General features: G+C 59.3%; 13 protein-coding genes and 1 tRNA gene. 7 read left to right on the forward strand and 7 right to left on the reverse strand.

Features of this window, described 5'->3' with window-relative positions; all coding sequences use genetic code 11:
* Positions 1–24 precede the first annotated feature (24 nt).
* On the reverse strand, positions 25–1,194 hold the full coding sequence (locus tag BLV61_RS02315) for a p-hydroxyphenylacetate 3-hydroxylase oxygenase component (protein ID WP_047529678.1): 1,170 nt from the start codon (positions 1,192–1,194) through the stop codon (positions 25–27).
* Positions 1,195–1,465: 271 nt separating this feature from the next.
* Between BLV61_RS02315 and BLV61_RS02320 the strand changes: the two genes are divergently transcribed.
* Positions 1,466–2,953, forward strand: a complete 1,488-nt coding sequence (locus tag BLV61_RS02320) for an aldehyde dehydrogenase family protein (protein WP_090462242.1) — start codon at positions 1,466–1,468, stop codon at positions 2,951–2,953.
* Between the two features lie 514 nt (positions 2,954–3,467).
* On the opposite strand, the gene BLV61_RS02330 is transcribed toward BLV61_RS02320, so the two are convergent.
* From BLV61_RS02330 to BLV61_RS02355, 6 genes are all read right to left on the reverse strand, one after another.
* Positions 3,468–3,543: transfer RNA gene (locus BLV61_RS02330), tRNA-Gly, on the reverse strand.
* Positions 3,544–3,606: 63 nt separating this feature from the next.
* Positions 3,607–4,167, reverse strand: a complete 561-nt coding sequence (gene pgsA / locus BLV61_RS02335; RefSeq protein ID WP_047529703.1) for a CDP-diacylglycerol--glycerol-3-phosphate 3-phosphatidyltransferase — start codon at positions 4,165–4,167, stop codon at positions 3,607–3,609.
* Between the two features lie 32 nt (positions 4,168–4,199).
* On the reverse strand, positions 4,200–6,023 hold the full coding sequence (gene uvrC / locus BLV61_RS02340) for an excinuclease ABC subunit UvrC (RefSeq protein WP_090469684.1): 1,824 nt from the start codon (positions 6,021–6,023) through the stop codon (positions 4,200–4,202).
* Position 6,024: 1 nt separating this feature from the next.
* Positions 6,025–6,666, reverse strand: coding sequence for a response regulator transcription factor GacA (gene gacA / locus BLV61_RS02345; RefSeq protein WP_047529704.1), 642 nt, complete (start codon positions 6,664–6,666; stop codon positions 6,025–6,027).
* A 126-nt stretch (positions 6,667–6,792) separates the two neighbouring features.
* The gene (locus BLV61_RS02350) at positions 6,793–7,236 is read right to left on the reverse strand and encodes a GNAT family N-acetyltransferase (RefSeq protein ID WP_090462245.1); all 444 of its coding nucleotides are present in this window, start codon (positions 7,234–7,236) and stop codon (positions 6,793–6,795) included.
* Entirely contained in the window at positions 7,236–8,003 is a 768-nt protein-coding gene (locus BLV61_RS02355) for a carbon-nitrogen hydrolase family protein (protein ID WP_090462247.1), read from the reverse strand. Before BLV61_RS02355 ends, BLV61_RS02350 begins: the two co-directional genes overlap by 1 nt.
* A gap of 625 nt (positions 8,004–8,628) precedes the next feature.
* Here BLV61_RS02355 and BLV61_RS02360 point away from each other — a divergent pair.
* The 6 genes from BLV61_RS02360 to BLV61_RS02385 all read left to right on the forward strand — a co-directional run bounded on the left by BLV61_RS02360 (position 8,629) and on the right by BLV61_RS02385 (position 15,361).
* Positions 8,629–9,717, forward strand: coding sequence for a 3-deoxy-7-phosphoheptulonate synthase (locus tag BLV61_RS02360; protein ID WP_090462250.1), 1,089 nt, complete (start codon positions 8,629–8,631; stop codon positions 9,715–9,717).
* A gap of 288 nt (positions 9,718–10,005) precedes the next feature.
* Entirely contained in the window at positions 10,006–10,887 is an 882-nt protein-coding gene (locus tag BLV61_RS02365; RefSeq protein ID WP_090469688.1) for an esterase/lipase family protein, read from the forward strand.
* Positions 10,888–10,993: 106 nt separating this feature from the next.
* Positions 10,994–11,275 (forward strand): peptidylprolyl isomerase, encoded by a 282-nt coding sequence (locus BLV61_RS02370; protein WP_047529711.1) that lies wholly within the window; start codon positions 10,994–10,996, stop codon positions 11,273–11,275.
* A 134-nt stretch (positions 11,276–11,409) separates the two neighbouring features.
* Positions 11,410–13,278 carry an extracellular solute-binding protein gene (locus BLV61_RS02375; RefSeq protein ID WP_090462252.1) on the forward strand — a complete coding sequence of 623 codons (1,869 nt, stop codon included), beginning with the start codon at positions 11,410–11,412 and terminating at the stop codon, positions 13,276–13,278.
* Complete coding sequence (locus BLV61_RS02380; protein WP_090462254.1) at positions 13,278–14,339, forward strand: microcin C ABC transporter permease YejB; 1,062 nt, start codon at positions 13,278–13,280, stop codon at positions 14,337–14,339. The genes BLV61_RS02375 and BLV61_RS02380 overlap by 1 nt, the downstream gene beginning before the upstream one ends.
* Positions 14,339–15,361: an ABC transporter permease gene (locus BLV61_RS02385; protein WP_090462256.1), complete on the forward strand. Its 1,023-nt coding sequence runs from the start codon at positions 14,339–14,341 to the stop codon at positions 15,359–15,361. The genes BLV61_RS02380 and BLV61_RS02385 overlap by 1 nt, the downstream gene beginning before the upstream one ends.
* The last annotated feature ends 5 nt before the right edge of the window (positions 15,362–15,366 follow it).

Raw genomic sequence — 15,366 nt, forward strand, 5'->3', positions numbered from 1 at the left:
CTGATTGTTGTTATGAAGGCGGGCTCAGATCATGCTCGGGTCAGGCTCCAGACCCATCAGTTCGCGACCGAGGATCTGTGCACAGACGTCGTAGTCGGTGTAGGCATGGGCACCCGTCATGTGTGAATCGCGGAACAGACGCTGCATCTCGTTATGTTCGAACCAGGCATTGCCACCGGCCGCCTCGAACAGCCGATCCACGGCCTGGATGCACATTTTGGTGGCGTAGGCCTGATTAGTGCGCCAGAACGCCAGGGTTTCGCGGCTTGGATAGCGCTGCTGTTCACTGTGTTCAGCGTGCTCCTGCCAAGTCTTCTCGAGAAAAGCCCGGGCGGCGGCGACCTGGTGAGTCGACTCGGCCAGACGCATCAACGCTGGGGTCGCGGCACCGACTGCCGCACCGGTGTATGCCCGCACGCGGGTCTTGGTCTTTTCGCGGAACACTTCAAGCATCCGCTCGGCCACACCCAGGCTCACGGTGGAGAACCCGCTGGCGAAATAAGGACGGTACGGCGAGTAGAAGATTTTGCTGTCCGGGTACAAACCGAAGCCCGCGGACTTGCCTTCCATCATGTCCTTGGCTTTCTGGATCCGGTGTTCCGGCACCCGCACATTGTCGATGATCAAAGTCTTGGTGCCGCTGCCTTTCATACCGGCGGCGAACCAGTCGTCACGAATCTGATAATCACTGCGCGGCAGAACCGCGAAGCAGTAATCCTGAGTGCCCTCGGCGTTCTTGCGACGGAAGCCGACAATCGCCCACTCGGCGTGGTCGCTGCCGCTGCTCCAACCCATTTCACCACTGAACAGCACTCCGCCTTCGATTTCCTCGGTGCGACCAAAAGGCGCGATGCTGCTACTCGCGGTGGCATTCGGATCATCGCCCCAGACTTCCTGCTGCAGTTCGGCCGAGAACAGCGCCAATTGATGACTGTGGGTGCAAAGCAGGCTCATGGCCCAGGCGGTACTGGCACAGGCACCCGCGAGCAAGGCAATGCAATCGGCAAACTGGGGCAGCGATAGCTCCAAGCCACCGAAGGCTTTCGGCTGAAAAGCACGGTGCAAACCAATGCTTTTCAGCAGCGCAATATTCTCGTCGGGAACCTTGCGATCCTGCTCCGCCTGGAAGGCGTTTGCAGCGATGGTCGGCAGGATGGACTTCAGGTCTTCAAGGAGCGGGTTTGGCTTTTTCATGGATGGCCCTGCTTATTATTGGATGTCCAGGCGACTCCCGAAATTGCAGAGTGGCGCTGGATGCAGAGCCAGTATGGAGACACCCATCCTGGTAGAAAATGCACCTTCCAGAGCCAAGATTGTACTTTTCAAAGGCGATGAGCCGAAGCTGCCGAACACATCCTTACGGCGCTGGCAGCCACAGACATAGGCTCCGGCAGCCACAGTCAAGCCAGCCTGGAACCCATGGATTAACCTCGCGCTTTTCTTTATTCGCGACCAGGAAAACCCCATGAGCGATATTCCACTGCTGCCCCAAGTTGAAGCCTTCCTCTGTCGAAGCCATGCGCTGTTCATCGACGGTGGCTACGTTCAGGGTCATTCCAGCCAGACGCTGGAGGTGATCAACCCTGCCACTGGCCAGGTCATCACCCGAGTCGCCGACGCAGACCCTGTCGATATCGATGCGGCAGTGGCGTCGGCCAACCGCGGCTTCAAGCATTGGTCCCAGGTGGCACCGGCGACTCGCGCAACCGTGCTGATGAAACTGGCCGACCTGCTGGAGCAAAACCGCGAGGAACTGGCGCAGATCGAAACCTGCCAATCGGGCAAGATCATCCAGATTTCCCGGGCCTTCGAAGTCGACCAGGCCGCGCATTTTCTGCGTTATTACGCTGGCTGGGCGACCAAGATCAGCGGTCAGACCCTCACCCCGTCACTGCCCTCCTTCGCTGGCGAACGCTATACCGCCTTCACCCTTCGCGAACCCGTCGGGGTGGTCGTCGGCATCGTGCCGTGGAATTTCTCGACCATGATCGCTATCTGGAAACTCGCCTCGGCGCTGGTGACCGGCTGCAGCATCATCATCAAACCCAGCGAATTCACCCCGCTGACCATTCTGCGGATCGCCGAACTGGCCATCGAAGCCGGCCTGCCTGCCGGTGCCCTGAACGTATTGACCGGTGGCGGTCTGGTGGGTAAAGGCCTGATCGAACACCCAGGCACTGACAAGGTTTCGTTCACCGGCTCGGTGCCGACAGGCATTGCCGTCGGCCAGAGCGCCATGGGTGCCGGGCTGACCCGCGCCACACTGGAACTGGGCGGGAAAAACTCCGCGGGTTTCCTGCGCGATGTAGATGTGGACAAGGCGGTCAACGGCATCATCGAAGCCGGTTTCCTGCACTCAGGGCAAATCTGCGCCGCCGCCGAGCGGTTCTTCGTCCATCGCTCACAGATCGATCCGGTCATGGACAAACTGGCCCAACGCCTGGGCGCACTGAACATTGGCTCACCGCTGGATGAGCGCACCGAATTCGGCCCGGTCACCAATCGCCAGCACCAACTTAAACTCGGCGAGTTTTTCGCCAAGGCACGAGCAGAAAACAACACCATCATTCACGGTGGCAATCTTATCGACCGCCCGGGCTGCTACGTCGAACCCACGGTGATCCTCGCTAACACAGTCAACGACACGCTGCTCAACGAAGAAACGTTCGGTCCGATTGCGACGTTCTTCCCTTACGACAGCGAAGAAGAGCTACTGGAATTGATGAACAACACACCTTACGGCTTGAGTGCCAGCCTCTGGACCAATGACCTGAGCAAGGCGCTGCGCATGGTACCTGCCATCAACGCCGGAACGGTCTGGGTGAACATGCACACCCTGCTTGATCCGGCAGTTCCCTTTGGCGGCAATAAATCTTCAGGGGTCGGCCGGGAGTTTGGCAGTGCATTTATTGAGGATTACACCGAACTGAAATCGGTGATGATTCGCTACTGATCGTGCGAAAAAAACCAGGACCGCCCGGGATTCGTGAACCGGGCGGCCTCGGGCTTGCCGTGCGACAACGCTCTAGGGCCAGGATTCTCGAGAGCCTGCAGGCCTCCTCCCACCGATCGAACATCGCCTCGAAGGCATGCTCTGTCGCAAGAAGCAGCACGGCGCGGCGCACGCGCTTCTGCTTGCCCGCCCAGCAGTACCGGTAAAGCCGGACTTTCCACTGAGGGCCGTCACTGGCAGCGAGTATCCAATCAATACCAATGATTCGGACATGCCGAATAGACCTCTCTGAGAGTGCCATCGCGAGCCCCTGATCAGCGTCAGGGCCAAATGCTCATCTCACTATCCAGGCTGCTCCAGCAACAAACCGATTCAGTGCGCGTCCGAATTCAAGTCGGGACTTAAAACACTGGGTGGTGCTGGACTTGAGTGATTTCTGCAGAAACGAAAAAAGGACCCGAAGGTCCTTTTTTCGATCGCTGCACACTTCAGTTGAAATATGCAGCGCTATGTTTGGAGCGGGAAACGAGACTCGAACTCGCGACCCCGACCTTGGCAAGGTCGTGCTCTACCAACTGAGCTATTCCCGCGTCTTGGTGTGGCGCATTCTATAGAATTCAGAAGCCCCGTCAACCCCTTGATTCAAAAAAGTTTTATTTTTTTTCCACGTCGGTCTTCAGATGCGGCCAGGCAGCCCGCAAGTACTGGACCATGGACCACAATGTCAGACCGGCAGACACCATCAGCAAGGCATACCCCATCAGGACCCAGAAGCTGAAATCCGACGGATTGGCCAGCAGGATCACCAGCGCCAGCATTTGCGCGGCGGTTTTCCATTTGCCCAGGTTGGATACCGCGACGTGCGCACGGGCACCGAGTTCGGCCATCCACTCCCGCAGGGCAGATACAACGATTTCTCGACCGATGATGACGGCAGCCGGCAACGTGAGCCAGAGGTTGCCGTGTTCCTGCACCAACAGCACCAGGGCAACGGCAACCATCAACTTGTCGGCAACGGGATCGAGAAAAGCACCGAACGGGGTACTTTGCTCAAGACGGCGGGCCAGATACCCGTCCAGCCAGTCCGTGGCAGCGGCAAATGCGAAGACAGAGGCTGACGCCACGTAGCTCCATTGGTAAGGCAGGTAGAACAGTAAAATAAAGATCGGGATGAGCAGGACGCGTAGAACGGTAATCAGATTAGGGATATTCATCGGCACAACTGGCTACGAGGTGAGGTGGCATTCTACTCGCTGTGCAGATTTGCATAAATCAACTCTGCGAGCTTTTTACTGATCCCGGGGGCTTTGGCGATCTCGTCGATGCTGGCACGAGACAGCTCCTGCAATCCACCAAAATGTTTCAACAAATCGCGGCGACGTGTCGGTCCAACGCCGGCAACGCCCTCCAGTGTAGACGTACGTCGGGTTTTGCCACGACGGGCGCGATGCCCGGTAATAGCAAAGCGGTGAGCTTCGTCGCGAATCTGCTGGATCAAATGCAGTGCGGGGGAATCACCGCGCAACGTGAACTCGTGAGCGGCGTCATTGAGGTACAGGGTTTCGAAACCGGCTTTACGCGTTGCCCCCTTGGCCACACCGAGCAGGATCAGATCCGGTACCGCCAGCTCATTCAGCACATCTCGCGCCATGGACAACTGCCCCTTGCCGCCATCCACCAGCAGAATGTCCGGCAGTTTGCCCTCCCCGTCCTTCAGCTTGCTGAAGCGCCGGGTCAGCGCCTGGTGCATCGCCGCGTAGTCATCACCCGCCGTAACGCCTTCGATGTTGTAGCGGCGGTAATCGGACTTGATCGGGCCTTCAGGGCCGAATACCACGCAAGAGGCGACGGTTGCCTCGCCGCTGGAGTGACTGATGTCATAGCATTCAAGGCGCTGGGGCGGCTCATCCAGTTTCAGCACCTGCGCCAGGGCTTCAAAGCGCTCGGCAACGTGTTGGCGGTTGGCAAGGCGCGCGCCCAGTGCCTGTTCGGCATTGGTCACAGCCAATTGTTGCCAGCGTGCTCGCGTGCCACGCACCCGGTGGCTGATGGTCAATTCGCGACCACGCAGCTCGTCAATGGCCGCAATAAGTGTCGGAAAGTCGTCATGAACCACGTTGACGATCAACTCGCTCGGCAAGTCGCGCTCAGGACTGCTGATGAAATACTGACCGAGAAACGCCGCCATGACCTCGGAAACGTCCTCTTCGATACCGACCTGCGGAAAGAAGTTCTTGCTTCCCAGTACTCGCCCACCACGAACGCTGATCAAGTGAACGCAGGCACCGCCCGGATTGACGAACGCCGCGATGACATCAACATCGCCCGTCCCGCCTTCCATGCTCTGCTGATCCTGAACCCGACGCAGCAGCGAGATCTGGTCGCGCAACTCCGCGGCGCGCTCGAACTCGAGATTGATCGCCGCCTCTTCCATTGCAGCGGACAACTCGTCGCTCAGTGCATTGCTGCGACCTTCGAGGAACATCACCGAGTGTCGTACGTCTTCGGCGTACACCTCAGGCTCCACCAGACCGACACAAGGCGCCTTGCAGCGCTTGATCTGGTATTGCAGGCAAGGGCGCGTACGGTTCTTGTAGTAGCTGTCTTCACACTGCCGGACGAAAAAGGTCTTTTGCAACAGGCTCAGGCTTTCGCGAATCGCGCCGGCACTGGGGTACGGACCAAAATATTTGCCCTTGGCCTTTTTCGCGCCGCGATGGATGCTCAAGCGCGGAAACTGGCCGTCTGAAAGGAAAACGTAGGGGTAGGATTTGTCGTCACGCAGCAGGATGTTATAGGGCGGACGCCATTCCTTGATCAGCGTCTGCTCAAGCAACAGGGCTTCGGTTTCGTTGGCCGTAATGGTCGTTTCGACTTGAGCGATTCGCGCCACCAACGCAGCGGTCTTGGGCGCCAGGCCGCTTTTTCTGAAGTAGCTCGACAGGCGATTCTTGAGGTTCTTGGCCTTGCCGACGTAGAGCAGGCGCGCATCGCTGTCGAACATGCGATACACACCGGGATGCCCGCTGACGGTCGACAGAAAGGCGCCTGGATCAAAATTATCAGTCATTTCAGAGGCTGGCATCGACCATGCCGTGACGAACCGCCAATAGCGTCAACTCGACATCACTGCTGATCGAAAGCTTTTCGAAAATGCGGTAACGGTACGTGTTCACGGTCTTCGGCGACAGGCACAACTTGTCGGAGATGATTTGGACTTTCTGGCAGCCGACGATCATCAGCGCGATCTGTATCTCCCGCTCCGACAAGGCATCGAAGGGAGAATCGTTGGTCGGCTGGAAGGATTTGATCGCCAATTGCTGGGCAATCTGAGGACTGATATAGCGCTGCCCGGCGAACACCAGGCGGATGGCCTGGACCATTTCCGGCAGCCCGGCGCCCTTGGTCAGGTACCCGGCAGCACCGGCCTGCAACAGCCGTGTAGGGAACGGATCGTCCTCACACACGGTCACGGCTACGACTTTGATGTCCGGATGACTGCGCAATAATTTGCGCGTGGCTTCAAGGCCACCGATACCGGGCATTTTGACATCCATCAATACCACATCAGGTTTCAGCTCACGCGCCTTGAGCAGGGATTCCTCACCCGATTCAGCCTGGCCAACCACTTGCAGGCCATCGATGTCAGCCAGCATTCGAGTAATGCCTGTACGAACGAGATCATGGTCATCGACTACTAGAACCCTAATCAAGCAGACACCTCGCGATATGGTCTTATTGGGTTGCCGACACCTTAGCAAAAAGCAACTGGCAGACCTAGCGGCAAGCACCATATAAAAAGTTTCAATACATCTTGAAAGGCTTGTGGCAAGGGTGTTTCAGCGATGCGAACCCTCGACATCGCGCTGCATTCTCAGGAAACACTCGTCCGCGCCCACCACCTGTAGGCCCTTTCTTTCATACAACGCTCGCGCCGGATTATTTTCAAACACGGTCAAACGCAATGCCGGGCGTCGTTCCTGGCGAACCATGGCAAATACCTGATCGATCACCCAGGAACCGGCCCCCTGCCCTCGGCATGCTTCGACGATGTGCAGTTCGCGGATGTAAAGCGCCCGGGGATCCCGACTCAGACTGACATACCCCACTCGACTGTCATCACGCATGACGATCCGGTTTTCACGCCCCATCCAGGCGGCGTCGAACGCCTCGTCCAGCCATAACAGGTCGTATCGAATGTAATAGCGCAGCATGTTCCTGCGAGTCAGTTCGCGCGAGAAATCGAGATCACCCTCCGTCGCCGCGCACCATTCGAAGCCCATCAAACCTCCCTGACCGGTACGATTTGTCCGTTACATCCGTCAGTATCGCGTCGAGCAACGACCATCAAGTCACCGGCACCCGGTGCAGCTGCAATCAAGGCGCCGCCCGCCGACCAGATTGCGCTGCGCCCCGCCGACTCCCAGCCTCCCGTGGCCCCTCCATGGTTCGCCATCAGCACGACCATCGAATGGGTTTGCGCATAACCTTTCAACAACGCCGTATCCGGGCCATAGCCCTTTTCGGTGATCAACACTCCGGCCGCGTACACGTCAGCCCCTTGCTGTGCCGCCGCAGCGGCATGGGAGGCATGGGAGGCATGGGTAAAGTCTGCACACACCGCCAGGGCGACAGTATCGGCACCGACAAGCAGCGTCTTGCCGCCATATCCGGGTGCAAATGCGACCTCTTCTCCCGGGTGCAAATGCTGTTTGCTATAGACCCCGAGTGAGCCGTCGGCGCCCAGTACAAGCGCTCCGATCAATACGGGAGCAGCGTCCGACAGACGGATCGGCATCCCGACCACCGTCGTCACCCCGACTTCCTGCGCAAAATCACGCAGCGGTTGCAGCGCGGCAGCCTCCGGCGCGAGCGCCAACTGTGCTGCGAGTCCGCGCTCGTAACCGGTCAACGACAACTCAGGGAACACCAGCAATTGCACGCCATGCTCGGCTGCTATCTGCATGAAGCGTTGATGCCGGGCGATATTGCCGGCAAGGTCGCCGGCAATGGAAGACGATTGGGCGGCGGCGATGATCAGAGGCGGCATGTTCCGTCCTTGTGACTTGATGTATTCGGAAACGCAGAGTGTGTCACAACCTCCAAGGCGCTCAACTGATTGAGAATGCCCTGAATCATCGATAGCAATTTCTGATTGAATCCTTGTACCTGGCTCTAGTAAGCTCGAACCATCCATCGGAGATACACCATGATCAACGCCCTCTCACTGCTTCGTACCGCCAGCGCCCCGCGCTCGGTTGCGGCTGCCCGGGTGAACGACATTTGTGCTCCGGTCAGCTTTTATTTTGGGTATTGGTTTAGCCACTGGCGCGCCTGATACTCACCCGGCGCCCACTTTAAACGGGTCGCCACCAGAGAATTCTCAACCCCCGGTCGGCCTCCCGACCGGGGGTTTTGTTTTTTCAGCACCTGACATTTTCTGCAACACACCAGACATCTTGAGGATCAACGCAATGAACTACGCCACTTATTACCGTTACGACAGTTTTACCGCCTGGCGATTTACCACCCTCCGCTCGGGACAGCCTGCCGCCTCCGATCGGTCACCCACAGGTGGCAAGCACACACACGTAGCCAATCTGGCCAATTGTCGAACACCCCAGTAGGGCCGAGTGCGCGGGAACGAACCCGCCACCTGCCCAGGAAGCCTGAACATGAACTCGTCCGTCTCTGCTCTGCCACTGTCCACCCTCAGTCCTGCCAACGAAGCGCTGACCCTGCGTCTGCCAAGCTCGTTGCAACTCAAACAGCAATTGCCACTGACCAACGCCCTGAGCCAGCAAGTCGCTGCTCATCGCCAGGCGGTTCGGGCGATCCTCAACGGTGAAGACTCCCGTCTGCTGGTCATCGTCGGCCCCTGCTCGATCCACGATCCTGAGTCCGCGCTCGAGTACGCCGGCAACCTGGCCCAACTCGCCGCCGAAGTCAGCGACGAAATGCTCTTGGTCATGCGCGCCTACGTCGAAAAACCTCGCACCACCGTCGGCTGGAAAGGCCTGGCCTATGATCCGCACCTGGACGGCAGCGACGACATGGCAGGCGGCCTGACCCTGTCCCGTGAACTGATGCGTGAAATGCTCCTCATGGGGTTGCCGGTTGCCACCGAGTTGCTGCAACCCATGGCCGCCGGTTACTTCGACGACCTGCTGAGTTGGGTGGCCATCGGCGCCCGGACCACCGAATCGCAGATCCATCGCGAAATGGCCAGCGGCCTGGGCATGCCGGTCGGTTTCAAGAACGGCACCGACGGCGGGGTCGGGGTCGCCAGTGACGCCATGCGCTCGGCCGCACATCCGCACCGTCATTTCGGCGTCGATAGCCAGGGGCATCCGGCGATCATCCAGACCCCGGGCAATGCGGACACTCACCTGGTGTTGCGCGGCGGTCATGGCGGGCCGAACTACGACCGGGCCAGCGTCGCCAAAGTGCACGGCGACTTGACCAGACTGAAGATCCCGGCACGGATCATGGTCGACTGCAGCCACGCCAACAGCGGCAAAGATCCGCTGCGCCAACCGGCGGTGTTCAACGATGTGCTCGAACAGCGCCTGCAAGGCGATCGCTCGCTGATCGGCATGATGATCGAAAGTCACTTGTTCGAAGGCTGCCAGCCGCTGAGCTCGACGCTGAAATACGGTGTGTCGATCACCGACGGCTGCCTGGGCTGGGCCGGCACGCAAGCGTTGCTGCGTCAGGCCGCAGAGCGTCTGCGCGTACAACGCAGCATTCCACAACCGGTATGACCCCGACTCACCGACCCGTCTTCATCCGGAGACTGGTCGGCGGTTGGAACCCTTCAGATTTCGCGGAAAAATGGCCTACACGAAGTAGGCCATTTGTTGATTTACACTCAGCACACGCTAAAAAGCTGTCCGGACAGTCCGATCGAGACTTCATTCACATCCGAGTTCTCTCACTGTTTCTAGTCCGTTTTCATCGGGATACAGCGGCTTTTTCATACATCGCGCGGCCGTCAGAGTGCTTTAGAGTGAGGCACGACACACCTCCCTGAACGGCTGAAAGGTATGAACATGCAACGGAATGCAAACACTCAATATCCAATCCTGCTGGTCCACGGGCTTTTCGGTTTTGACCGGATCGGCACCTTCGAGCTCTTCCACGACATCAAACAGGCGCTGCGCAGTGCGGGTGCCAGGGTGTTCGTGCCACACCTGTCGGCGACCCACAGCAACGAAACCCGGGGCGAGCAGCTACTGGCTCAGATCGAACGGGTTCTGGAAGGGACCGGCGCGAATAAAGTCAACCTGATCGGTCATAGCCAGGGTGCACTCGCCGCCCGGTATGCGGGAGCGGTTGCTCCACAGTGCGTGGCCTCAGTGACGTCTGTCAGCGGGCCGAACCATGGCTCGGAACTGGCTGACTTCCTGCGCAAGGCGCTGACGCCCGGAGGTCTGCCGGAACACGTGGCGGAAACGGTCGCGACCCTGTTCGCAGACTTCCTCTCGTTACTCAGCGGTCATCGTCATCTGCCACAAAATGCCATCGCCGCGCTGAACGCCCTGAGCACCGAGGGCGTTAGCCTCTTCAACGACAAGTACCCTCAAGGGCTACCGGAAACCTGGGGCGGCAAAGGGCGGGAACTGGTCAACGGTGTTCGTTATTACTCCTGGAGCGGCATCCTGCAGGCCAGCATTCTGGACGAAGGGCTGGAGGCACTGGATCCGCTGCATGGCTTTTTGCGTGCATTTTCCCAATATTTCACCACTGAAGCGCAGCAGAACGATGGCATGGTCGGTCGATACAGTTCCCATCTGGGCACCGTCATCCGGTCCGACTATGCACTCGATCATCTCGGCACACTCCAGGCGCCGGCCGTTCAATTTGTCAAAAAAGTCGACCCGATCGACCTGTATGTGCGGCATGCCGAACGCCTGAAAAAAGCCGGTCTTTGATAAGACTCTCACTGTTCAGGCCATATGGAACGGAACTTTGAGGAGAAATAGCCCACCGAATCCGGTAGGCTCAGCACTTTGCCGAATATTGAAAGGAGTATTTCCCATGGCTAAAGCCACTGCCCGCCACATCCTTGTTGCCAGCGAAGCCAAGTGCAACGAACTCAAGGCCCAGATCGAGGCTGGCGCAGATTTCGCCGAAATCGCCAAAGCCAACTCCACCTGCCCTTCCAGCCGCCAGGGCGGTGACCTGGGTTCGTTCGGTCCGGGCCAGATGGTCAAGGAATTCGACACCGTAGTGTTCAGCGCACCGATCAACGTGGTGCAAGGTCCGGTCAAGACCCAGTTCGGTTACCACCTGCTGGAAGTGACCAGCCGTCAGGACTGATCGACGCCTGTGTTTTGCGCGCAACGGCCCGCCTTTTGGTGGGCCGTTGCGTTTCAGATACGCAATAGGCTGGCGAGGGACGCGCCGCTAGCGTACAAATTGTCGTTAACGACCACCCGGCTCTAAGGCTGACAATGCGACTGGCTTTCCCGACTTTATTATTCACTGCCGTGGCCCTGCTGTTAGGTGCCGCCGGTGTGAATGCCGCACCACAACACGCGTTGACCGTCTACGGCGAACCGGCCAAATACCCTGCCGGTTTCAGCCATTTCGCCTACACCAACCCGCAAGCCCCCAAAGGCGGCACCATGCGCCGTTCGGCGATCGAAATCGGGCACTTCGATCATGTATTGCCGTATATCGACAAAGGCATTGGCGTCTCGCAGATTGACGGCCTGATCTACTCGCCGCTGGCCCAGCGCTCGCTGGATGAGCCCTATACCGTGTACGGCCTGGTGGCGCGGCAGATGGAACGCTCCGATGACGGCCTGTCACTGCGCTTCTACCTGAACCCCAAGGCGCGTTTCGCCGACGGCAAGCCGATCACCGCCGAAGACGTGCGCTACACCTTCGATCTATTGATGACCCAGGGCAGTCTGCGCTATCGCACTCAATTCGCTGACGTCAAAGGCGTCGAAGTCGAGGCGCCATTGACCATTCGCTTCGACTTCAAGACCAACGAAAACCGCACCCTGCCGCTGGACATCGCGACGCTGCCGGTGTTTCCCGAACACTGGTGGAAGACCCGCGACTTCGCCGGTGGCGGCGGTTACGAGCCCCCACTGGGCAGCGGGCCCTACAAGGTCAGCAAGGTCGATTCCGGGCGCAGCATCACCTTCGAGCGCAATCCCGACTGGTGGGGCAAGGACCTGCCGGTCAGCCGCGGCCTATACAACTTCGATCATTTGAGCATCGAGTACTTCGGCGATACCGACGTGGCACGCCAGGTGCTGCGCGGGGGTGCCTATGATTACAATCGCGAGTTTTCCGCCACCGGTTACTCCATCGGTTATGAAAGCCCGGCCCTGAGCGACGGTCGACTGCAAAAAGCGCATCTGGCGACCGAAGCGCCGCAACCGAGCCAGGGTTTTGTGTTCAACCTGCAAAAGCCCATGTTCCAGGATCGCCGCGTGCGTCAGGCACTGGCCATGCTCTGGGATTTCGAATGGAGCAACCGGCAGATGATGCGCAACATGTACATCCGCCAGCAAAGTTTCTTTTCCAACACCGACCTCGCTGCCCGGCAACTGCCGGATGCCGGCGAGCGAGCGATTCTTGAACCGCTTCGCGGGCAGATTCCCGACGAAGTATTCACCACAGTGTTCGAAGCCCCCAAAACCGATGGCAGTGGCGTGATCCGCGACAAGCAGTTGCAGGCCCTGGACCTGTTGGAACAGGCCGGCTGGAAACCGGATGGCGATCAGTTGGTCAACGCCGACGGAGATCCGCTGAGCTTCACTTTCCTGGTCAGCCAGAACGGCCTGGACCGATTGCTGCTGCCCTACAAGCGCACCCTGAAACAGATCGGCATCGACATGAACATCCGCCGCATCGATTCCTCGCAGTACGTCAATCGCCTGATGAGCCGCGACTACGACATGATCGTCACCGGCTACCCGGTCACCACGTCTCCGGGGGGCGAACTGCTCAACTATTTCGGTTCGGAGGCGGCCACTGACCCAGGCTCCAACAATTACATGGTCCTGAAGAATCCAGCCGTCGATACCCTGATCAAGGGACTGGTGCGCGCCAACACCCAGGCCGACATGTTGCGCTACGCCCATGCCCTGGACCGGGTGTTGCAGTGGAACTACTACTGGATTCCCAACTACTACCCGCCGGGCACCTCCACCGTGTGGTGGAATCGCTTCGGCATGCCCGATGTGCAAGCGAGCAATGACGAAGCCATCGAAAGCTGGTGGGAAATGAGCACCACGCCCTTGACCAACCAGGAAATGACCGCCGAGCGCATCCGCCGTGGCAGACCCGGAGGACCGCACTGATGTGGACTTACATTCTGCGGCGCCTGCTGCTGATCATTCCGACGCTGGTGATCATCCTCCTCGTCAACTTCGTGATCGTCCAGGCCGCACCGGGCGGGCCGGTGGAACAGGCCATCGCCCACTTGCAAGGCATCGGCGGGGTGAGTGTCGGCGGTGGCGCCAGCGAAGCCGTGAGCGGCAGCTCCCGGGCCAGCCGCGGCCTCGACCCGCAACTGATCAAGGACATCGAAAAACAATACGGGTTCGACAAGCCGGCCCACGAGCGCCTCTGGCTGATGCTCACCAGCTACGCGCGCCTGGACTTCGGCAAGAGTTTCTTCCGTGGCGCCACCGTCACCGACCTGATCCTTGAAAAAATGCCAGTGACCATTTCCCTCGGGCTTTGGGCGACGCTGATCACTTATCTGGTGTCGATCCCGCTGGGCATCCGCAAGGCCGTGCACCACGGCAGCCATTTCGATATCTGGAGCAGCACCGCGATCATCATCGGCTACGCGATGCCGGCGTTCCTGTTCGCGATGTTCCTGATCGTAGTGTTCGCCGGGGGTACGTCGCTGAACTGGTTCCCGGTGCGCGGGCTGGTCTCGGACAACTTCGAGTCACTGTCGACCCTGGGCAAGGTCATCGACTACTTCTGGCACCTCGTGCTGCCGGTGACGGCGCTGGTGATTGGCGGGTTCGCGACCTTGACGATCCTGACGAAGAACTCGTTCCTCAATGAAATCACCCGCCAGTACGTGGTCACCGCCCGCGCCAAGGGCTTGAGCGAACGCCGCGTGCTGTATGGCCACGTGTTCCGCAATGCAATACTGCTGGTGGTGTCGGGGATTCCCCAGGCATTTATCAGCGTGTTTTTTGCCGGTTCGCTGTTGATCGAAGTGATTTTCTCCCTCGACGGCCTGGGCCGTATGAGTTACGAAGCGGCGGTGTCGCGGGACTATCCGGTGGTGTTTGGTTCACTGTTCATCTTCACCTTGTTCGGCCTGCTGATAAAACTGGTGGGTGACCTGTGCTACACCCTGGTCGACCCGCGTATCGACTTCGCCGCGAGGAACGCCTGATGTTCAAGCTTTCGCCGTTGGGCCGTCGCCGCTTCGAACGCTTCAAGAAAAACCGCCGCGGCTGGTGGTCGCTGTGGCTGTTTGTCGGTCTGTTCATGCTGACCCTGGGCGGCGAACTGATCGCCAATGACAAACCGCTGATCGTCAACTACCAGGGCTCGTTGTATTTCCCTGCCCTCAAGCGCTACACCGAGCAGGCGTTCGGCGGGCAACTGCCGTTCCAGGCCGACTACCGCAGCGACTACGTGCAAAACCTGATCAAGAAGGACGGTGGCTGGCTGCTGTTCCCGCCCATTCCGTTCAGTGACGACACGCCGAACTATGACCTGAACAAACCGTCCCCGAGCCCGCCTTCTAGCGTGAACTGGCTGGGCACCGACGACCAGGCGCGGGACGTGTTGGCAAGGGTGATTTTCGGCGCACGGGTGTCGATTCTGTTTGCCTTGATGCTGACCTTCGTCAGCGCGCTGATCGGCATCGCTGCCGGCGCCCTGCAAGGCTATTACGGCGGCTGGGTCGACCTCATCGGTCAGCGGCTGCTGGAGGTCTGGTCCGGGCTGCCGGTGCTGTACCTGCTGATCATTCTGTCGGGTTTCGTCGAACCGAATTTCTGGTGGCTGCTGGGGATCATGGCGCTGTTTTCCTGGCTGGCCCTGGTGGATGTGGTGCGCGCCGAGTTCCTGCGCGGACGCAACCTTGAATACGTCAAGGCTGCCCGGGCGTTGGGGCTGAGCGATCGCAAGGTGATCGTGCGGCATATCCTGCCCAACGCCATGAACGCAACGTTGAGCTACCTGCCGTTCATTCTCACCGGGGCCATTTCCACCCTTACCGCGCTGGACTTCCTTGGGTTCGGCATGCCCGCCGGCAGCGCATCCCTGGGTGAGCTGATCGCTCAGGGCAAACAGAACCTGCAAGCGCCCTGGCTGGGGCTGACGGCGTTTTTCACCCTGGCGCTGATTCTTTCGTTACTGGTGTTCATTGGCGAAGCGTTGCGCGACGCCTTCGATCCCCGATCCTGATGCGG

This window comes from Pseudomonas mohnii, assembly GCF_900105115.1.
Taxonomy (GTDB): Bacteria; Pseudomonadota; Gammaproteobacteria; order Pseudomonadales; family Pseudomonadaceae; genus Aquipseudomonas; species Aquipseudomonas mohnii.